The sequence below is a fragment of the Paenibacillus sepulcri genome, assembly GCF_042647105.1.
Lineage (GTDB): Bacteria > Bacillota > Bacilli > Paenibacillales > Paenibacillaceae > Paenibacillus_Z > Paenibacillus_Z sepulcri.
Genome location: NZ_JBHRUP010000001.1, coordinates 901,206 through 920,672, shown reverse-complemented (window position 1 = coordinate 920,672; position 19,467 = coordinate 901,206). Strand labels below are relative to the sequence as shown.

Below are 19,467 nucleotides of genomic sequence, written 5' to 3'. Positions count from 1 at the left end.
TTGGATATGTAAGGGCTACCAAATTCTATTGCCTGGGGAAGGGGAACTGTTCATATGAGGAAGAGTATGATGCTTCTGCTTGTACTCACGCTGCTGTTCGTGCTTGCAGCCTGTGGAGGCGCAAACGGAAACAATACCGGCGCATCCAATCCGGAACCGGCCAATGCCGGAACCACGAGCAACACGGGAAATACCGGCGATGAGACGGTTGCGGAGAAGACGGCAGACGACAAACCGGTCACGCTTCGTATGACCTGGTGGGGCAGTCAGCCAAGACATGATTACACATTGAAAGTTATTGAAATGTATGAAGCCCAGCATCCCAATGTGACGATTGAGCCGGAGTTTGCCAACTTCGACGATTACTGGAAGAAGCTTGCGCCGCAAGCGGCAGCCAACGAGCTTCCGGACATTATCCAGATGGATATTTCCTACCTGTCGCAGTACGGTGAGAAAGGACAGCTTGAGGATCTGACACCTTATTTGTCGAACATCATCAATGTAGCGGATATCTCCGACAATGCCGTATCCGGGGGGAATGTGGGCGACAAGCTGTATGGCTTTAATGCCGGCGTTAACGTCGTCAACTTTCAATATGATCCGGCGCTGCTCAGCAAGCTGGGCGTCGACAAGCTGGACCCTGACTGGACGTGGGACGATTACGTGACGCTGGCCAAGAAAGCCAAAGCAGCAGGCCTTTATTTCGACACAGGCATGCGACCGGAAGTGTTCTTCGGCTATTATCTGCGGACAATGGGACAGCATCTCTACAATGCCGAGGGAACCGGGCTTGGTTATGAGGACGACCAGCTGTTCGTCGATTTCTTCGGGAAGCTGGCTGACCTTGTTCACAGTGGCGCAGTGCCGAACCCCGATTATATGGCGCAGGTCAAAGGCGTGGAGGACGATCCCGTGGTGAAAGGAAAATCAGTCGGCATCTGGCAGTGGACGAATCAATTCGTCGCTCTGCAGCAGGTGGCGGCAAGACCGCTGGAAATGCAGCATATGCCGGGGCCGGACAGGGAAGCCGGGCTGTATCTGAAGCCGAGCATGTATCTGTCCGTCTCCAAGAACTCCAAGCATAAAGAGGAAGCGGCAAAATTCATCGACTTCTTCGTCAACGACATCGAGGCCAACAAGCTGATTAAAGGCGAGCGCGGCGTGCCGGTATCCTCCAAGGTGAAGGAAGCGCTCAAGCCGATGCTCGAACCCGCGCAGGTGCAGGTATTCGACTATGTCGCCTGGGCGGAAACGAACAGCACGCCGGTTGATCCCCCGGACCCGGTAGGCTCAGCCGAAATCATCAATATATTCAAAACCTACAGCGAGCAGATGGCTTTCGATCAAATCAAGCCTGAAGAGGCGGCCAAACGGTTCCGCGAAGAAGCAAATGCCGTTCTGGAGAAGAACAAGTAACCGCTCATGACGCACGCGAAAGCGGCTGTCCACGTACCAGGCAGCCGCTTCGCGGATTCATGAAAGCCTTTAAACAGTAGGGGTTGATGATTTGAAAATCGCATGGAAGCAGCATCTCACCGGCTATGCTTTTATCGGGCCGTTCGTTCTGGGCTTTCTTATATTTACGCTTGTTCCCATGTTCGTTTCCCTGTACCTCTCCTTCACCGACTACGACCTTTTCTCGGCCCCGGAATGGGCGGGATTAGCCAATTATAAAAAAATGTTTCTGCATGATCCGAAATACTGGAATTCGCTGAAGGTAACCTTTCTCTACGTATTGGGAGGCGTGCCGCTGCGGCTGCTGTTTGCGCTGCTGATCGCGATGCTGCTCAACACGGCTTCCAGAGCCATCGGGTTATACAGAACCCTGTTTTATTTGCCCTCCATTATCGGAGGCAGCGTCGCGGTATCGATCATGTGGCGCAATTTGTTCGGCGACGAAGGCGTGGTCAACATCCTGCTGGGATCGCTAGGGCTGGAAGCCGTCCGCTGGTTCGGCAGCCCGCTCGCGGCGCTGTGGATGCTGATATTCCTGTCCGTGTGGCAGTTCGGCTCCTCCATGCTGATCTTTCTTGCGGGGCTGAAAAATATCCCGTCCAGCTACTACGAAGCGGCCAATGTTGACGGGGCAGGGGCGTTCTCCCGCTTCTTCCGGATCACACTGCCGCTGCTCAGCCCGGTTATTTTGTTCAACGCGATCATGCAGACCATCGGGGCGTTCATGACCTTCGTACCGGCTTATATCATTTCCAAAGGCGAGGGAGGTCCGCTGGACGGTACGCTTCTCTATTCTCTCTATCTGTTCCGCCAGGGCTTCGTATTCACCAATATGGGCTACGCCTCGGCTATGGCATGGGTAATGCTGATTATTATTGCGATTCTGACCGCGATATTGTTCAAGACCTCCCGTTTCTGGGTTCATTACGAATCGAAGGGGGATCAATGATGATGCTGTCCAAACGCTTCAAATGGTCCCTTTATCATGTGTTCACTGCAGGCGGGGCGATTCTTCTGCTCTATCCGGTTCTGTGGCTGGTTATGAGCTCGTTCAAGCAAAGCGAGCGCATCTTCATCACGGCGGGTTCCCTGATTCCCTCCCCCTGGATATGGACCAATTTCAGGGAGGGCTGGGAGGGTGTGGGGGGATATACCTTTGCTACCTTTACGCAAAATTCGCTGATCATCGTCATTCTCTCGACGATCGGGGCGGTGCTGTCCTCGGCGCTGGTGGCCTTCGGCTTTGCCAGACTGCGGTTTGCCGGGAAGACGTTCTGGTTCACGATCATGATGATTACGCTGATGCTGCCGCATGATGTGGTGCTGGTGCCGCAGTATATCCTTTTCGCCAAACTCGGCTGGCTTAATTCCATCAAGCCAATCGTTATACCGAGCTACTTCGGCGCGCCGTTCTTTATTTTTCTGCTGATTCAGTTTATCCGGACAATTCCGGCGGAACTGGATGAGGCGGCGACCATCGACGGCTGCGGCAAATTCAAATTGTTTTACCGGATTATTCTGCCCCTGGTGGCTCCGGCTATGGCGACGGCGGCGATCTTCTCCTTCTATTGGAGATGGGAGGATCTGCTTGGCCCCGTGCTCTATCTGAACAAGCCGAGCATGTATACCGTGTCCATGGCCTTGAAAATGTTTCTCGACAGCGACTCATTGTCCAATTGGGGAGCGATGTTCGCGATGTCCACGTTCAGTCTGCTGCCTGTCGTTATCGTCTTTTTTACTTTTCAGAAATTTATTGTTGAAGGAATCAGCACAAGCGGTTTGAAGGGCTGATCAGGAAGGGGATGTCATAAATGCCGCCACTGGTATTTGATGAGGAGCAGGTCGCAAGCGCGATCGACCGGGTCGTCGAACGCATATTCCGGATGGATTTCAATTGGGATTGGCCCGCGGGCGTCGCCTTCTATGGCGTTGCGGAAGCGTACGAGGCAACCGGCAAAACAGAGTATCTGAATTTGCTGAAGGCATGGGTGGACGAGAAGCTGGAGGACGGTCTGCCCAAGCTTTCCGTCAATGGAGTATCTGTCGGACATACCCTGATTACCCTCTACAAGGCGACGGAGGACAAGTCGTATCTGGAGGTCGCCGAGCAGATGGCCGAATATTTGCGGCTCGATGCGCCGCGCTTCGCGGAAGGAATATTCCAGCATACCGTGAACTCTGTCACCTATCAATTCCCGGAGCAGGCATGGGTCGACACGATGATGATGGCGGGTTATTTTCTGATACGCATGGGCGCGCTGCTGGAGAGGAAGGATTATCTGGAGGATGGTCTGCTGCAGTATCATGGACATGAGCGCTGCCTGCAGGACGGCGTCACGAATCTGTATTATCATGGCTGGGATAATCTGGCCGGCAATCATATGTCCGGGATTTATTGGGCAAGAGGCAATGCATGGGCCGCGCTCACGATGGCGAAGGCGCTGCCGCATATTCATGTCACCCATCCCTCCTTCATGATGATTGAGGGCTCGCTCCGCGATCAGCTCAGCGCGCTGGTGCGGCTGCAATCGGAGGAGGGGATGTGGCATACCGTGCTGACTGACGATTCCTCCTACCTGGAAACATCGGGCTCGGCAGGGATCGCTGCGGCGCTGCTTCATTCCGGGACGCTGTACAACAGATACGTAAACAAGTCGATACGCGGCATCATGGAGCGCATTACCGATGACGGGTCGGTGACCGGCGTTTCGGCGGGAACGGCTGTGATGCGGGATGCCGAGGGCTATCGCGGCGTATCGCATAAGCGGGTGCAGGGCTGGGGACAAGGCCTGGCGCTTGTTTTCCTGGCTGATCTGCTGCGGACGAGAGACCGGGTGTACGGCTGACGGTGCTTGGAATGGACGACAGTCGAGAGGCTCGCTGCGCTGCATTGCAAGCGCGGCAAGTTTTTTGGAATTATAAGAAAATATAAAATTATCCAACTGATACTTCAAAGGGAAGAAACTAACTGAGCCATCAAAGGACGGCTAAGCCGTTTCATCTTGCCTTATAGAACGGGAATAAGTTTCAAGCAATATAAATCAATAGGATTTAAGGGAAGAAACTAACTTTGCCGCCAAAGGACGGCGACAGTTGGTTTCTTTCTTTTTTTGCAACTTTTGGACGTGGATTCTCGTCTATAAAATGTTAATATGTCCCAATTGCCATTCCCTCGATTATTCACAGCCAAGGAGTTGTTATTGATGTCTCTTCATGCCGACCCGCCGGTGAAGAAAAACATGAGCCGGCGGCATTTTGCGCTTCGTTTGAACCTGTTTTTCTTTGCCTCCTTTATCCTGTTCGCCATTCTCATTATTCAGCTGGCTGTTCTGCAATTCGTCAGAAGTCCCGCCCTCCAGGAGGAGGAAAGCAAATCGGGACAAAGAGACATTGAAATTCCGCCTGCGCGCGGCAATATACTGGATTCATCCGGTCAGCCCATCGCGTATTCCATATCCTCGCAGTCCCTCTATTTCTCGATTCAGCCGGGCTTCAAAGAAGAGGATGCCGAGGCCCTTGCCGCGAGGCTGAGCGAAGCTTTTGCTGAATACGGCAGCAAGGAAGAGCCTGCCATGACTTCCGGAGACATCATCCGTCAAATGGATCTGGGCCATAGCCGGAATTCGTATACGGTGCCCCGGCGGATCAAATCAGGCTTGTCGCAGGGGGAAATCGCTTATTTCTCCGAGAACCGGGATCTGTATCAGGGAATCGATATCGTGGAGGAAAGCGTCCGCCATTACGATCAAAGCACGATTGCCGTGCAGCTGGTCGGCTATTTGAAGAAATATAAGGGTGTGCGGGAGAGCGTGGACAAGTATAAACAAAAGCAGGAAGAGACAGACCCGGCGCTGCAGCTTCTGGACGATGAGGATGTAGGCATGGACGGGCTTGAATATATGTATCAGGATCAGCTGCGGGGCAAAAACGGCTTGAAAACCTATCCGGTTGATGCCAGCAGCCTGATTATCGGACCTCCCAAAATTACAAAACCGGTGCGCGGCGATGATATCTATCTGACCATCAACCGGAATGTCCAGCTGTCAACGGAGCAGGCGATTACGGATCAGCTGAAGACGCTCCAAACCGCCGCAAGCTCGCCTCTGAACGAAGGCAAAAATGCCAAGACTGGCTATGCGGTAGCCATGGAAGTGAATACGGGCAAGATTGTCGCCATGGCCAGCATGCCGGATTATAACCCGAATGTATGGGCAGGCGGGAAAATATCCGAAGAGGATTTGAAGAATATCGAATATTATCAATACAACGGCACGATCCGGCAGGTCTATGCTCCCTATGATTCCAAGAAGGAGCGGGACCGGCATCCGCCTTCGCTCGTATATTTGGGTTCGACGCAGAAACCCTTATCAGTCATGATTGGATTGCAGGAGGGTCTGTTCACGACCGGCTCCGTCTACTCCGACACGGGGGTATATTATTTCGGCAAGAAAGGCCATGAGGTGCCGATCCATAACTCCGACAACCATGCTTACGGTCAGCTCCATCCTTATCAGGCGATCGCAAAATCGTCCAATACCTTCATGTCGGCCATGGTCGGAGACAGGCTTCTGGACAAGTACGGCGCGAAAAGCGTGGATGTATGGGACAGCTATATGAAGCAGTTCGGATTGGGAGTATCTACAGAGAGCGGCCTTCCGGGGGAATCGGCCGGCGTAATCGATTATTATCACGAAGCCGAGGCAGCAAGCAGGCAGTCGGCGCTTGTCCGGGCTTCGTTCGGCCAGCAGGGGCGGTACACCGCGCTTCAGCTTGCCCAATATGCCTCAATGCTGGCCAACGGCGGGAAGAGAATGCAGCCGCAATTCGTGAATGAAATCCGCGGCACGGATGGAAGCATCATTCAGGGCTTTGAGCCCAAAGTATTGAATACCATCAGTTTCCCCCAGAAGTACTGGGATGAAATTTACAAGGGGATGTCCCAGGTTAAGGTCGAGGGCTTTGAGGGCGTCAACTATACCTTTCTGCGCAAGACCGGCACGTCCGAGCAGGACGCGGGAGACCGCAAGAAAGTGGAAAATGCGGTGCTGATCGCTTTCGCGCCGGCCGAAGACCCGGTGCTGGCAGTGGCGGTCATCGTTCCCGACGGCGGGTTTGGCGGCTGGGGGGCGGCTCCGATTGCCCGGCAAATTTTCGATGCCTACGATGCGGAGACCGGCAGATTGTCCGGAAAGAAATAAGGCAGCGCTTTGCAAGCCCTGCCGTTCTACCGGCAAAAACAAGAAAGCGGAGCGCTGCAGGAGCGCTCCGCTTATTAAGCGTAAGTAATGAATTGATCTTCTGATGACAGTCTGGTAAAATCTATAGACGGACTGAAAAGAAAAAATCATAAATTTTCGTAATTATCCACTATAATTATATCATAATAATTGTTGGAATGTCAATAGTTTCTTTTGGATGAGAGGGCGATTAGAGGATGAACGAAACCAATCAGGATTGGACAGAGGAACAGCGGCGCGTGGATGAGGTCGTAGAACAGATCGATACACGCATAGATCTGCTGGAGCAGGAAACATTGGAGTCAAAATCCGAAATGGTCGAAATACGGAAAAATTTCTGGGAAGACGTAACCGTCAACTTTGAAGATACTGCGGAAGTGGCAGAAACCTTTGCCAGCATGAAGCAGCAGGCCGAGCTGCTGTCCGAGCGTGAGCGTACTCACGGCCAGGCGTCCGTGCAGCTTAGAACACTCAGGAAGCTGCGGAATTCCCCCTACTTCGGACGGATTGATTTTATGGAAGACGGGGAGCAGCAGGAGGATTGTATCTACCTGGGAATTGCCTCCCTTCGTGACCGCGCGGATGAGAATTATCTGATCTATGATTGGCGGGCTCCCATATCCAGTCTCTATTACGACTATCCTCCTGGTCCTGCAGAGGTCGAGACTCCATCCGGAACGATTCATGGCGAGCTGAAGGTGAAGAGACAATTTGTAATCCGCGACGGCATTATTGTCAGCTTATTCGATACCGGTGTGACCATAGGGGATGAACTGCTCCAGGAGGTGCTGGGCAAACAATCCGACGCGCAGATGAAGAGCATCGTGGCGACCATCCAAGGGGAGCAGAACCGGATCATCCGCAATGAGCGCAGCCGCCTGCTGGTTGTTCAGGGCGCCGCTGGCAGCGGAAAGACCTCTGCCGCGCTGCAGAGAGTAGCCTATCTGCTTTACCGGTACCGGGGCATTCTGAAAGCCGATCAAATTGTGCTGTTCTCGCCAAATCCGATGTTCAACAGCTATGTTTCTACCGTTCTTCCCGAGCTTGGCGAGGAAAATATGGAGCAGACGACCTTCCAGGACTATCTGGCCTACCGGATCGGGAGGGCCTTCCGGCTGGAGAATCCGTATGCCCAGCTGGAATACGCGCTGACGGGGATGGATCAGCCGGGCTACGAAGCCCGCATTGAAGGGATCCGGTTCAAGGCTTCGGACGGCTTCGTCGCGCTGATGGACCGCTATTTGGCTGAACTGGGCAGGCAGGGACTGCTTTTCCGCGATCTTGTCTTCCGCGGGAAGGCCGTCGTAACGGCAGAGGGCATAGCGGAGTCCTTCTATTCGCTGGACCCGTCAATGGCTGTTCCGAACCGTCTCCGCCTGGTGGCCCAAAGGCTGCTGCAGCGTCTGAGCGAGCGCCAGAAGGAGGCGCGCGGTGAGGATTGGGCGATGGATGCCATCGAGCTGCTGGATAATGAGACCTACGCCCGGATTTATCAGAACCTGAAGCGAAAAAAACAATACTCCGGCTCGACCTTTGATGACCATGACCTTGAACGCGAGGAGCTGATCGATTATGTCCTTGGCGAGAGCTTCAAACCGCTCCGCTCGCGGGTGAAGAAGTTTGCCTTCGTCAATCTGAAAGCGACCTACCGGCAGCTTTATGCCGATCCTGCCTTTGCCCGGCGATTCGCCTCCGAAGTTGAGGGCGGCCTTCCGGAGCATTGGGAGGAAATATGCGCGGCAACGATTGCAAGGCTGGACAAGGGTGAAATGGCCTATGAGGATGCAACTCCATATTTGTATCTGGTCGAACGTGTGCGCGGCTTTCATACGAATACCTCCGTACGTCATCTGCTGATTGACGAAGCGCAGGACTATACCGCTTTTCAGTTCGCCTTCCTGAAGCGGCTGTTTCCGCACAGCAGAGTAACGGCGCTTGGGGATCTGAACCAGTCGATTAATGCCCATAACGCGGCAGGAAGCAGCGGATTCAAGGCATTATCCGCTCTCTATGATCCGGAGGATACGGAAACCATAACGCTGACCCGAAGCTACCGTTCGACGCGGCAGATCGTGGAGTTTACGAGCCGCTGTATTGAAGGAGGAGAGGTTATTCAGCCGTTCAACCGGGATGGCGAGGAGCCAGCGCTGACGCTTGTCTCTGGCGAAGAGGAGCTGCACAAGCTCATTTCCGGCACGGTTGCCGGTTTACTTCAAGCCGGACATCAGACGGTTGCGATTATTTGCAAAACAGCCGCGGAGAGCATGCTGGCTTACCGGGCGTTCAGCGAAGTGATCCCGGGGCTTCATCTTGTTGAACGGGAATCCACGACCTTCGAATCCGGCGTAGTGGTCATTCCCTCCTATCTGGCCAAGGGGGTGGAGTTCGACGCGGTCATTGTCTATAATGCATCAGCTGTCCAGTATGGCCGGGAGAGCGAGCGTAGGCTGTTCTATACGGTATGCACGCGGGCCATGCATGAGCTGCATTTGTATGCGATAGGGCAGTGGAGCCCCTTTATTCAATTGGAGAGTTAGCAGCAGACAGCAGGACATAAAGTCCAATTTTTGCCGCCCGTGTGATTATTTGCTGTGCCTCAAGGGTAATATAGGTATCGTAGGCGGGACCGTCTTCGCAGTATATCATGACAAAGAAGGAGCTGGTTTTCGATGGCTAGAATTGCTTTTCTATTAGGTCAGGAGTTCGAAGACTCCGAAATGTCAGAGCCCTATGAGGCTGTCAGGCAAAAAGGGCACGAAGCGGTAATTGTCGGTTTGAAAGCAGGAGAGACCTTGAAAGGGAAGCAGGGGAAGGCGGGCTATACCGCGGATAAAGCGATTGGCGACGTTAAACCCGAGGAATTCGATGCGGTCATCATTCCCGGCGGTTCGTCCCCGGAGAATATCCGCCTGGATGCAGGTATGAAAAAATTCGTCACCGCCATGCTGCAGGCGAACAAGACCGTTTCGGCGGTCTGTCACGGCCCCCAGCTGCTGATCAGCGCCGGGCTGCTCAAAGGACGCACGATCACCAGTGTTCCGGTGCTGCAGGATGATATGCGCAACGCCGGCGCTACTTTTGTAGATAAGGAAGTTGTCGTTGACGGCAATCTGATCACTTCGAGAACGCCGCAGGACCTTCCCGCCTTTATCCGTGAAACGCTGCATGCGGTTGAAGTCACGAACGGGGTTAGGTCTTAATCCGCACGTTGCAGCTGCCGATAATGTGAAAATATATGTATATTGAAGGGGCCATATCGGACACGCTCCCCCGCGTCCGGTATGGTTTTTTTTGCGGTTTAGTGACTGTATGAGAGATTCTCGGGGCAAGCAGCAGCCTTTATCTTTGACAACGAGAATCATTATCATTTAAAATAAGCACAATCACTAACGGCTTACACAAGCGGAGAGGAATCATTCACGTGAACGAGCAAAATCGGGAGGACTTCTGGCTGCTGCCAGTGAAGGCCGAGCTTGTCCGACTTACAGGCGGTATGAGACTGGAACGCGAACGGCCGGACCGTCATCTTATTGTTATCGTCACAGCCGGCGAAGCTCTCATCAAGCTCAATGGAAGTCCAGTTCATCTAAATTCATTCAAAATATACGGCGTCCCTCCCCGTCAGTATCTGGAGGTCCATTGTGCCGCCGATATGAAAGAGCATCTGAAGCTGCTCTTCCTTGAATTTGCGGTGCATCGCCCGGGCATCGCAGGGGACGGGGGACCGTCGGCGGGCGGGCTGGACATGCTGAGGACGATTGGGGAATTTGCGGGCACCGCGGATGAGCGGACGCTTGCCCTCGGCTGCCAGCTGGCGGAGCAATGGAATGCGGGCGACGAGCTGGAACGTATTTCTCTGCATGCCCTTTTCCTGGAAGTTCTGGCATGGATCGCGAGCCATGCGCGTCAACATTCCCGGGACCAGACCGGCGATATGCTGGAGATGGTCCGAAAACAAATGCAGGAGAACTACTTCGAAAATCTGACAATCGGTCAGCTCGCAAATATGGCAGGCAGCAGCGAAACGCATTTTCGCGAACGCTTCCGCAGCCGTTACGGAATCGGGCCATTGGAATACTTGACCTCCGTACGGCTGGGAGCCGCCCGCAGGCTGCTGCTCGTATCGGGCCGATCCGTCCGCGAAGTTGCCCACCGGGTAGGTTACCGCGACGAGTTTTACTTCAGCCGTTTGTTCAGAAAGCATACTGGCGTTACTCCTTCGCAATATGCAAGGAACAAAGAACGTCATATTGTGGCGCTCGGCTACCCGGCTGTCGGCCAATTGCTGGCACTTGGAATCATGCCGGGTTCGGCAGCGTTGAACAGCCGATGGTCGGGCTACTACCGCTCTTACTACCACCTCGATATCCCCGTCCTTCAGACGGATGCATTCAACGACGATGACGGAGATCTGATCAAGGAAATCGGTCGGATTTCCCCCGATGTGATCATTGGAGGAGATTTTCAAAGCCATTCCGTGCAAGAGAAATTAGGCCGAATAGCCCCGTCCCTGTTTACTCCGTGGTCCCGGACGGATTGGCGGGAGCAGCTGATGACGACTGCCGTCTTTCTCGAACGGACGGAGGAGGCGGAGCAGTTTCTGAGCGGTTACGACCGTAAAGCAGCGGACGCCCGCGGCCCGCTGCACGGCATAGTCGGCAGGGATTCTGTAATGGTTGTCTGCATTGCCCAAAACCGGATACTGGTGTACGGTCAAAGAAATATCGGCGCTGTGCTTTATGGCGATCTCGGGCTTCGTCCTGCACGGAATATCGGGGAAATCGAGGGAGTTGAAGAGACATCCGCCGAGCGGCTGGCCGAATTTGAAGCCGATCGTATCTTGCTCATGGTCTGGGAGGACGAAGCTTCCTCGATCTTCTGGCAGAAGCTGCGGGTGTCGGACCACTGGCGGCATCTCAAGGCAGTAAGGGAAGGGCATATTTTTCTCATTCGGCCGTTTCCATGGCTGGAATATACGGCATTCGCGCATAATCGCATCGTTGATGAGGTGCTGCAGCTGTTTGCTGCGAAACGTCCATCCGTATAATGCCGTTTTGTCCATGGCAGCGGGCTCTCATCCATATTATAATTGCCCTTATTGAGAATAATTATCAATTAGGGAGAGAGACAAATCATTATGAAAAAAGGTTCACTGCTATTGTTACTGATCGGAGTCGTTGTCATCATTGCAAGCGGGTGCGGCTCCACTGCCGGAAACGGCAATGCCAACGTATCGAACGGAGCCGCTTCCACCACCGAGCCTCCGGCAGCTCCCGAGACATCCGGGCCGGCTGAAGGATCCGATGCCTCGCAGAGCAAGGAGATAACGGATGAAGCGGGACATAAGGTCACGATTCCCTCCGACCCGCAGCGCATTTGGGCGCCTTACCTGGAGGATCCGCTGACAGTGCTCGGAATCAAGCATGTGGCGCAATGGTCGCGGGGCGACAATGTCATCGGCTATTTGAAGGATCAGCTTGACGGTCTGCCAAAGGTTGATTTCGGCGGCGGAGGACTCGAACCGGAAAATGTCGCATCAAACAACCCCGATCTCATTTTGTTGTTTGCGTCGTTTCTGGGCAATGACGGCATGTATGAAAACTACGCGAAAATCGCTCCGACCTATTCTTTCGCCATGTCCGGTACTGATGGACGCAAGACCCTCCGGACGCTGGGCGGGCTGCTGAACAAGTCAGAAACGGCCGAGAGGGCCATTGCCGATTATGAGGCCAAAGCGGCCAAAGCCAAAGAGCGGCTGCAGGCTGCAATCGGGAACAAGCCTGTGGCGATTGTAGACATTTCCGGCAAAACATTTTCGCTGCTGGGAGATCAATTTTACAGCGGAGCGGTGCTTTACAAGGATCTGGGGCTGACTCAGACCAAGCTGGTGAAGGATGCGGGCGGAGAAGCCCAGAACGAGCTTTCCCTGGAGAAGCTGCCCGACTTGGAGGATGCGTACGCAATCTTCATGATAACCGAGGAAGAAGGCAAAGCGTTCAGGAATGAAATGATGGACAGCAAGATCTGGACAAGCCTTCCCGCAGTCAAAGAAAACCGGGTATTCGAAGCGAACTATGATTACTGGATCAATAGCGGGCTGATCGCCACCGGCAAGGTTATGGACGAAGTACAATCGTTCCTAATCAAATAGCCGCGCAATCAAGAAATGGAAGCCACGGTCTGCAAGGGATCGCAGTTTTATGGAAGATAGGAAACCTGGCTGCCCAAGCCCTGATAGAAGAATCGGCAGGCACCTCTCGGAGCAAGAGAGGTGTTTTGCTATGCCTGCGCTCCAGGCAAGAGCAATATCTTATACATGCGGGAACAAGCAGCTGTCCGGCTCAGAGGATAGCTGATAAGCCAATTACTTAGCTAAAGATGTATAGACAAAGGAGAGAAATTTTGCTATATTTAGCTCAACATTAATTCTTATTGGAATACTGGGTATTTATCGTGAATAAATGATATCCATTATATGCAAAAGTGTAAGCTCAAGGAAGCAGGTATTGTCTCCTTCGTCCTAAAAACTTTCAGGAGGTCATTCAATGGCACAAATCGTGATTATATCAGGCAGCACGAACCGGAGCTCGAGATTGTACGGACTCATTCAATATAGCCAGCCCAGGCTTGAGGCATGGGGACATGAGATCAGAACGATCCATGTCGCCGATCTGCCGGCGCAGGATCTGATTCAGGCCAATTTCAACAGCCCCGAAATTATCGAGGCGGTTGGCTGGGTAGAACAAGCGGATGCCGTGATTATCGGCAGCCCCGTCTATAAGGCGTCCTACACCGGCGTTTTGAAGACCTTCCTGGATCTGATACCGATGAAGGGTCTGCGCGACAAGATTACGCTGCCTTATTTCATCGGCGGCTCCATTGCGCATTTGTTGGCCATCGACTATGCCCTGAAGCCTGTTATTGCCGCATTGGGCGGGCATCATATTCTGGGCGGCGTCTACGCGGTAGACCAGGCGATCAGCCGCTTCGATAACAATGTCTTTGAGGTATCGGAGGAAATCCGCCAGCGTCTGGATGATGCGCTGGGACAGCTGCATGACGAGCTGCAGTGGAAGAAAGCACGCAATAAAGAAATTGCTGCGGGATGAATGGCCATGGGAACCGGTATCGATAAGCAGGTGCTGCAGCGGCCCGATCTGGCCTTTTACGAGTACTGCCTGGTTCATTTCAAGCTGAACAGGGGCATCTACAATACAATCGACCAGCGGCTATTCGACAATGGGCTTGTGGATATTATGGATAGACGAAGAGCAATTATACAGTTTCTTGAATTTGCTGCACGTGATCAAGGCGTCAGCACAGGCAAGTTTATATCCTTCGGAAGAGGGAAGCTTGCGAATGTTCTGGACTCCTTTCTGGAGCGTACGCAGCAGGCGGTTTGATAAACCAGAGCTGAAACCATTATAAAAACATTCCGGTCCATACAGACGGAATGTTTTCTTTTAATCCAGGGAAGACAGCGGGACGGCATTACGCCTCCGCTTCTATCGAATCAAAGGGGATGAACGCCAATGAATATAGAAAATATGGAAGCTTTCGTTTATGTCATTCACTATGGAGGATTCAACAAGGCTGCCGAAGCCTTGTATTTGTCGCAGCCGTCCGTAACGGCCCGCATTCAATCGCTTGAGCGTGAGCTGAACTGCAAGCTGTTTGACCGGATCGGCAAGCAAATCCAGGTTACGGAAGAAGGCAAGCGGTTCCTGCCTTATGCCCAGCAGCTGCTTCTGATTTATCAGAAGGGCAAGCAGAATATCAACCAGAAGAAATCGCTCCCGGATGAATTCAGAATCGGCTGTACGCTATCGGTTTCGAATTACCTGATTCCGGAGCTGCTTCCGCTGCTGAATCGGGTTTTTCCGTCAACCCGGTACAAAATCGTCACAGGTGTGACAGATGATATTGTCAATAAAGTGCTTAACAAAGAGGTGGACATCGGCTTCGTCCGCAATGTTTCCCACCCCAATCTGCAGTCGGTCAAATTATATGAGGACCCGATCCAGCTGTATACGTATGAAGGCCACCCGTTTCTGAGTGAAACGACGCTTACGATCGAAGCAATTGCCGGGCAGCCGCTTGTTTTCTTCGAGTGCGGAGCTCTGGACTGGCTGCGAATCCACCGGATCTTCGATAAACTGGATCAACCGCCCAATATCCAGATCCAGACGGACAACTCCGAAATGGCCAAGAAGCTCGTCATCGAGAAAGCGGGGATGTGCTTCCTTCCGGGTTGGTGTGTGCGTCAGGAAATCCGCAGCGGCAAGCTGTTTCCAATTTATTTTCCAGAGACGGACGGCATTTCCATGCAGACGAATCTGATCGCCAATCTTGGCGAGCATGCGGCGTTTATTGAAGCTATTCTGGACATTGGCAAGGAGCTTTCGATCCGCTGAAGCCCCGCCGCTGCGGGATGATTGGATATTTGAATGTTCATATAGAACCTTTCTATAAGCGCACCTATTGACGATGCCCGGAGCGGGGTGTAAAGTAAATCTCAACTATAATCCTTACTTATCCGGTAGGAATTATAAACATAATATATGAACATAATCGGAGGGGTTTGAAGATGAAGAAATTTACTGTGTTTTCCCTGATTCTCGCTATCGTCCTGGTCATCTCGGCATGCGGCAGCAAGAACAACACAAACGAAGGTTCCGCCAACGGAACGAATGCCGCCGCTAACGCAAACACCACCGATACCGCCGGTACGGGTGCTTCGCAGGAGGTTAAAAAAATCATTGTCGGAACGGGAACGCAGTTTCCCAAAGTCTGCTTCCTGGACGAGAACGGCAAGCTTACCGGGTTTGATGTGGAGCTTGTGAAGGAAATCGACAAACGACTTGCAGGTTATGAATTTGAACTGCAAACGATGGATTTTGCCAACCTGCTGCTCAGTCTGGATACCAAGAAAATCGACTTCGTCGCTCATGAAATGGAGAAAAATCCGGAGCGCGAAGAGAAATATCTCTTTAACAAAGAGGCTTACGCACATTGGAAAAATAAAATTGTCGTCGCGAAGGACAATGACACCATCAAGACGCTGGATGATCTGGCAGGAAAGAAAGTACTGACGGGCGCCACCAGCGCGGAGGCTCAAATTCTGGAGAATTACAACAAGGATCATGACAAAAAAATCAACATCGTCTACCAGAGCGGCGCAGCCAACGATACGGTGAGCCAACTGACCACAGGCCGAGTCGACGCTACGCTTGCAGCTGATTTCTCGCTGTCTTTGATCGATCCGCAGGGCAAGCTCAAAACCGTTGGCGAGCCGCTCAGCGATGCAGAAATTCTGTTTGTATTCCGCAAGAACGACGCCGATGACCAGAAGCTGTCCGATGCCATCGACGAAGCCATCAAGGAAATCAAAGCCGACGGAACGCTTTCCAAACTCAGCACCACCTGGCTTGGTCAAGATTACACCTAGATCAAGGCTGTATAACCTTATGAAAGGTGAGATCGCAAGATGGGCGAGCCCTTTGATATTTCCTATGTCTTCGAGTATCTGATCAAGCTTCTGCCTACGCTGAGAATCACCCTTCTCATTGTGGCCAGTTCGATTCTGCTGGGGATTGTCGTCGGATTTCTCGTCGCGCTCCCTAGATTGTACCGGATACCGGTCCTGCAGCGTTTCTCGCAGGTGTATATTTCCTTTTTTCGCGGCACGCCTGTTCTGATCCAGCTCTTCCTGTTCTACTACGGGCTGCCGGAGATTCTGAAGCTGATTGATCTGGATGTTTCCCGGGTCCCTGTCCTGTATTTCGTCATTCTGACGTATTCCCTGCATGGCGGGGCATATATGGCCGAGGCGATCCGGGGAGCCGTGACGGCCGTGGACAGGGGACAGGTGGAAGCAGCGTACTCGGTGGGCATGACGGGCTATCAGGCATTCTCCCGCATTATGCTGCCGCAGGCGCTCGCGATCTCCGTTCCCGTGTTCGCCAATCTGGTTATTGCCACGCTCAAGGACACGTCCCTGGCGTTCACGCTCGGCATTATGGAAATGACCGGCAAGGCGCAGACGCTTGGGGCGCTGTCGCAGCATTTTATCGAAACCTATATTTCACTGGCGATCATCTATTTTATTATCAGCTTTATTCTGGAGAAAATGTTCAACAAGCTGGAAAGCAGGCTGCTCCGGCACGAGAATCAGGCTGTTGAGAAGACCAGGAGGCGCAAAGGAATAAACATGGTCTTCCGTCAGGTTACGGGCGCAATCGGCATTGGCAGAGGGGAGTCGAGACTATGAAGCTGGACCCGTCATTCATCTGGACTGCCGTCGTGGGACTGCTCGCGGCGCTTCCGACAACCCTGTACATTACGATTGTCTCCGTAAGCTGCGGCTTTATTATCGGGACGGCCATTGCTCTGATCCGCATCTATAAAGTGCCTGTGCTCTATCCTATCGCGGCATCCTATGTGACCTTTATCCGGGGCACGCCGATGCTGACGCATCTGCTTCTCATCTATTTCGGGCTTCAGCTGATCATAGACAGCCTGGCTAAGCAGTTCGGCTGGTCCTTCAACTCGGCCTCGATCCCGATGATTGGTTTTGCGTATATCTCCTTCTCCATCACAGCCAGCGCTTATATGTCGGAGGTCATACGGTCAGGCCTGCTGGCAGTCAACAAGGGGCAGATGGAGGCGGCCTATTCGGTGGGAATGACCACCCCGCAGGCGCTGAGGCGGATTTTATTCCCGCAGGCGCTCGCCGCTTCACTGCCGAATCTTTCGAACAATGTCATCGGCATGCTGCACGGTTCAACACTCGCTTTTACGGTATCGGTTGTGGATCTTAACGCCCAGGCCCAGATCGTCGCCTCGACGAACTGGAAGTTCGCAGAAGCCTATATTGCGGCCGCGCTGATCTTCTGGGCACTGACCTTCCTGATCGAGCGGGCAACGGGTCTTATCGAGAGAAGGATCAACGTTTACAACAAGGGGGGAGTAGCATGATCAGGCTGACCCAAATCACCAAGTCCTTCGGCCGCCACCAGGTGCTCAAGGGCATCGATCTGACGGTCAAAAAAGGCGAAGTCGTCGCCATTCTCGGCCCAAGCGGCTCCGGCAAAACCACTCTGCTGCGCTGCATCAATTATCTGGAGAGAGCAAGCGGCGGGGAAATTTCCATTGACGGCTTCACCGTCAACTGCAGGAATCCGGCAAAAGCGGATATTCACCAGCTTCGGCAGAAGACGGCTATGGTCTTCCAGCAGTACAATCTGTTCCGCCATAAGACAGCTCTTGAGAATGTTATGGAAGGCCTGATCATCGTCAAGAAGCTCTCCAAAGAAGAAGCCCGCAAAATAAGCGTGGAGCATCTGGAGAAGGTAGGCCTTGGAAACAAGCTGGATGCCTATCCGAGCCAATTATCGGGCGGGCAGCAGCAGCGGGTGGGAATTGCCCGGGCGCTGGCGCTCAATCCGGATGTTATATTGTTCGACGAGCCGACCTCGGCGCTTGATCCGGAGCTTGTGGGAGAGGTTCTGGCCGTCATCCGCAAGATTGCCAGGGAAGGCATTACAATGATTATCGTGACCCATGAGATGAGCTTTGCCCAGGATGTCGCAAACCATGTCGTCTTTATGGATGACGGCGTCATTGTGGAGGAAGGCACGCCAACAGAGATTTTCGGCTCGCCCAAAGAAGAGCGGACCAAGCAGTTCCTGAAGCGCATTACGCCGGAAGGCGTGTATTCCATATAACGATTGGAGCGGATGCAAATGGCTGTAAAATTTGGTATTTTAGATCAAAGCATTGTGTTCCCGGGGCAAACGCCGGGCGAGGCGCTGGCCAATACCGTCAAACTGGCGCAGCTGGCGGAATCGCTTGGTTTTGAGCGTTTCTGGGTGTCTGAGCATCATGATTCGCCCCTGATGGCCGGTTCCTCCCCGGAGGTGCTGATTTCCTATCTTCTGGCCCGGACAGAGAAGATCCGGATTGGATCGGGAGGCGTCATGCTGCAGCATTACAGCCCTTATAAGGTAGCCGAAAACTTCAACGTGCTGGCGGCGCTGGCGCCAGGCCGCGTGGAGCTCGGCATAGGCCGGGCACCCGGCGGACTGCCGCGTTCCACCAAAGCGCTGCAGAAGGGGCAGACGGATTCACCGTCCCTGGCCGAGAAGCTGATAGAGCTGGAGCAGTTTCTCCACAGTCCGGCAGGGGAGGATCACCCGCTCGCAGGTCTTCAGGCGAATCCGCTCACTCAGCAGCCGGCTGCCATTCATATGCTTGGCACCAGCGTAAGCAGCGCCGAGCTGGCCGCCGAGCGCGGTTACCCCTATGCTTTTGCCTTATTTATCAACAATGATCCGGAAACGGCGAAGAAGGCTTTTGAAGTCTACCGCAGCAATTTCAATCGGGAAACCGGCGCACAGCCGAAAACCATCCTTGCATTGTCCGTCATCGCGGCGGATACTCATGAGGAAGCCGTGGAAATGGCGGGAGAGTTCAAGAATGTCCGGGTGACGCTGGCCAGCGGCAAGACTGTGAATGTCGGCACGCTTGAGCAGGCGGAGGAATTCGCGAGGCAGGCCGGGGAGACCTTTACTTATGAAATCCGGGATGCGGATATTACGAAAGGCACCAAGGAAACCGTCCGTGCAAGGCTGCTGGAGCTGAAGGAAACCTACGGTGTGGATGAGTTTATTTTCACCACGATCGTGAAGGAGTTCGACAAACGGATTCATTCGTTCAAATTATTGAATCAGGCGTTTACCGAGCTTCCTGTATAAAGCTTTAAGGAGGATGTTGA

17 protein-coding genes are annotated in these 19,467 nt (G+C 53.2%); all 17 read left to right on the top strand.

From position 1 onward, the window contains the following. The first annotated feature begins 54 nt into the window (after nt 1-54). The 17 genes from ACFOLF_RS04085 to ACFOLF_RS04005 all read left to right on the top strand — a co-directional run bounded on the left by ACFOLF_RS04085 (nt 55) and on the right by ACFOLF_RS04005 (nt 19,447). Nucleotides 55-1,416: an ABC transporter substrate-binding protein gene (locus ACFOLF_RS04085; RefSeq protein ID WP_210039690.1), complete on the top strand. Its 1,362-nt coding sequence runs from the start codon at nt 55-57 to the stop codon at nt 1,414-1,416. Between the two features lie 91 nt (nt 1,417-1,507). Continuing rightward, complete coding sequence (locus ACFOLF_RS04080; protein ID WP_379113293.1) at nt 1,508-2,404, top strand: carbohydrate ABC transporter permease; 897 nt, start codon at nt 1,508-1,510, stop codon at nt 2,402-2,404. 2 nt (nt 2,405-2,406) lie between these two features. After that, entirely contained in the window at nt 2,407-3,246 is an 840-nt protein-coding gene (locus tag ACFOLF_RS04075; protein WP_210039994.1) for a carbohydrate ABC transporter permease, read from the top strand. Between the two features lie 20 nt (nt 3,247-3,266). Then, complete coding sequence (locus ACFOLF_RS04070; protein ID WP_210039691.1) at nt 3,267-4,301, top strand: glycoside hydrolase family 88/105 protein; 1,035 nt, start codon at nt 3,267-3,269, stop codon at nt 4,299-4,301. A gap of 357 nt (nt 4,302-4,658) precedes the next feature. Next, the gene (locus ACFOLF_RS04065) at nt 4,659-6,653 is read left to right on the top strand and encodes a peptidoglycan D,D-transpeptidase FtsI family protein (protein WP_210039692.1); all 1,995 of its coding nucleotides are present in this window, start codon (nt 4,659-4,661) and stop codon (nt 6,651-6,653) included. Nucleotides 6,654-6,889: 236 nt separating this feature from the next. Further along, nucleotides 6,890-9,229: an RNA polymerase recycling motor HelD gene (helD, locus tag ACFOLF_RS04060; protein ID WP_210039693.1), complete on the top strand. Its 2,340-nt coding sequence runs from the start codon at nt 6,890-6,892 to the stop codon at nt 9,227-9,229. 132 nt (nt 9,230-9,361) lie between these two features. Next, nucleotides 9,362-9,892, top strand: coding sequence for a type 1 glutamine amidotransferase domain-containing protein (locus ACFOLF_RS04055; protein ID WP_210039694.1), 531 nt, complete (start codon nt 9,362-9,364; stop codon nt 9,890-9,892). A 221-nt stretch (nt 9,893-10,113) separates the two neighbouring features. Next, nucleotides 10,114-11,739, top strand: a complete 1,626-nt coding sequence (locus ACFOLF_RS04050) for a helix-turn-helix domain-containing protein (RefSeq protein ID WP_210039695.1) — start codon at nt 10,114-10,116, stop codon at nt 11,737-11,739. 90 nt (nt 11,740-11,829) lie between these two features. Continuing rightward, nucleotides 11,830-12,843: an ABC transporter substrate-binding protein gene (locus ACFOLF_RS04045; protein WP_210039696.1), complete on the top strand. Its 1,014-nt coding sequence runs from the start codon at nt 11,830-11,832 to the stop codon at nt 12,841-12,843. Between the two features lie 394 nt (nt 12,844-13,237). Further along, complete coding sequence (gene ssuE / locus ACFOLF_RS04040) at nt 13,238-13,801, top strand: NADPH-dependent FMN reductase (RefSeq protein ID WP_210039697.1); 564 nt, start codon at nt 13,238-13,240, stop codon at nt 13,799-13,801. Nucleotides 13,802-13,807: 6 nt separating this feature from the next. Beyond that, entirely contained in the window at nt 13,808-14,095 is a 288-nt protein-coding gene (locus ACFOLF_RS04035) for a hypothetical protein (RefSeq protein ID WP_210039698.1), read from the top strand. 129 nt (nt 14,096-14,224) lie between these two features. Further along, on the top strand, nt 14,225-15,106 hold the full coding sequence (locus tag ACFOLF_RS04030) for a LysR family transcriptional regulator (protein ID WP_210039699.1): 882 nt from the start codon (nt 14,225-14,227) through the stop codon (nt 15,104-15,106). A gap of 173 nt (nt 15,107-15,279) precedes the next feature. After that, on the top strand, nt 15,280-16,140 hold the full coding sequence (locus tag ACFOLF_RS04025; RefSeq protein ID WP_210039700.1) for a transporter substrate-binding domain-containing protein: 861 nt from the start codon (nt 15,280-15,282) through the stop codon (nt 16,138-16,140). 39 nt (nt 16,141-16,179) lie between these two features. Beyond that, on the top strand, nt 16,180-16,962 hold the full coding sequence (locus ACFOLF_RS04020) for an amino acid ABC transporter permease (protein ID WP_210039701.1): 783 nt from the start codon (nt 16,180-16,182) through the stop codon (nt 16,960-16,962). Beyond that, nucleotides 16,959-17,669, top strand: coding sequence for an amino acid ABC transporter permease (locus tag ACFOLF_RS04015; protein WP_210039702.1), 711 nt, complete (start codon nt 16,959-16,961; stop codon nt 17,667-17,669). Before ACFOLF_RS04020 ends, ACFOLF_RS04015 begins: the two co-directional genes overlap by 4 nt. After that, the gene (locus ACFOLF_RS04010) at nt 17,666-18,418 is read left to right on the top strand and encodes an amino acid ABC transporter ATP-binding protein (RefSeq protein WP_210039703.1); all 753 of its coding nucleotides are present in this window, start codon (nt 17,666-17,668) and stop codon (nt 18,416-18,418) included. The genes ACFOLF_RS04015 and ACFOLF_RS04010 overlap by 4 nt, the downstream gene beginning before the upstream one ends. A gap of 18 nt (nt 18,419-18,436) precedes the next feature. Next, nucleotides 18,437-19,447: an LLM class flavin-dependent oxidoreductase gene (locus tag ACFOLF_RS04005; RefSeq protein ID WP_210039704.1), complete on the top strand. Its 1,011-nt coding sequence runs from the start codon at nt 18,437-18,439 to the stop codon at nt 19,445-19,447. The last annotated feature ends 20 nt before the right edge of the window (nt 19,448-19,467 follow it).

Bases quoted from the DNA above. Each gene is read 5' to 3' on its own strand.
- ACFOLF_RS04075 (WP_210039994.1), top strand. From the start codon at position 2,407: ATGCTGTCCAAACGCTTCAAATGGTCCCTTTATCATGTGTTCACTGCA.
- ACFOLF_RS04010 (WP_210039703.1), top strand. From the start codon at position 17,666: ATGATCAGGCTGACCCAAATCACCAAGTCCTTCGGCCGCCACCAGGTG.
- ACFOLF_RS04070 (WP_210039691.1), top strand. From the start codon at position 3,267: ATGCCGCCACTGGTATTTGATGAGGAGCAGGTCGCAAGCGCGATCGAC.
- ACFOLF_RS04085 (WP_210039690.1), top strand. From the start codon at position 55: ATGAGGAAGAGTATGATGCTTCTGCTTGTACTCACGCTGCTGTTCGTG.
- helD (WP_210039693.1), top strand. From the start codon at position 6,890: ATGAACGAAACCAATCAGGATTGGACAGAGGAACAGCGGCGCGTGGAT.
- ACFOLF_RS04025 (WP_210039700.1), top strand. From the start codon at position 15,280: ATGAAGAAATTTACTGTGTTTTCCCTGATTCTCGCTATCGTCCTGGTC.
- ACFOLF_RS04005 (WP_210039704.1), top strand. From the start codon at position 18,437: ATGGCTGTAAAATTTGGTATTTTAGATCAAAGCATTGTGTTCCCGGGG.
- ACFOLF_RS04030 (WP_210039699.1), top strand. From the start codon at position 14,225: ATGAATATAGAAAATATGGAAGCTTTCGTTTATGTCATTCACTATGGA.
- ACFOLF_RS04015 (WP_210039702.1), top strand. From the start codon at position 16,959: ATGAAGCTGGACCCGTCATTCATCTGGACTGCCGTCGTGGGACTGCTC.
- ACFOLF_RS04055 (WP_210039694.1), top strand. From the start codon at position 9,362: ATGGCTAGAATTGCTTTTCTATTAGGTCAGGAGTTCGAAGACTCCGAA.
- ACFOLF_RS04035 (WP_210039698.1), top strand. From the start codon at position 13,808: ATGGGAACCGGTATCGATAAGCAGGTGCTGCAGCGGCCCGATCTGGCC.
- ACFOLF_RS04065 (WP_210039692.1), top strand. From the start codon at position 4,659: ATGTCTCTTCATGCCGACCCGCCGGTGAAGAAAAACATGAGCCGGCGG.
- ACFOLF_RS04020 (WP_210039701.1), top strand. From the start codon at position 16,180: ATGGGCGAGCCCTTTGATATTTCCTATGTCTTCGAGTATCTGATCAAG.
- ACFOLF_RS04045 (WP_210039696.1), top strand. From the start codon at position 11,830: ATGAAAAAAGGTTCACTGCTATTGTTACTGATCGGAGTCGTTGTCATC.
- ssuE (WP_210039697.1), top strand. From the start codon at position 13,238: ATGGCACAAATCGTGATTATATCAGGCAGCACGAACCGGAGCTCGAGA.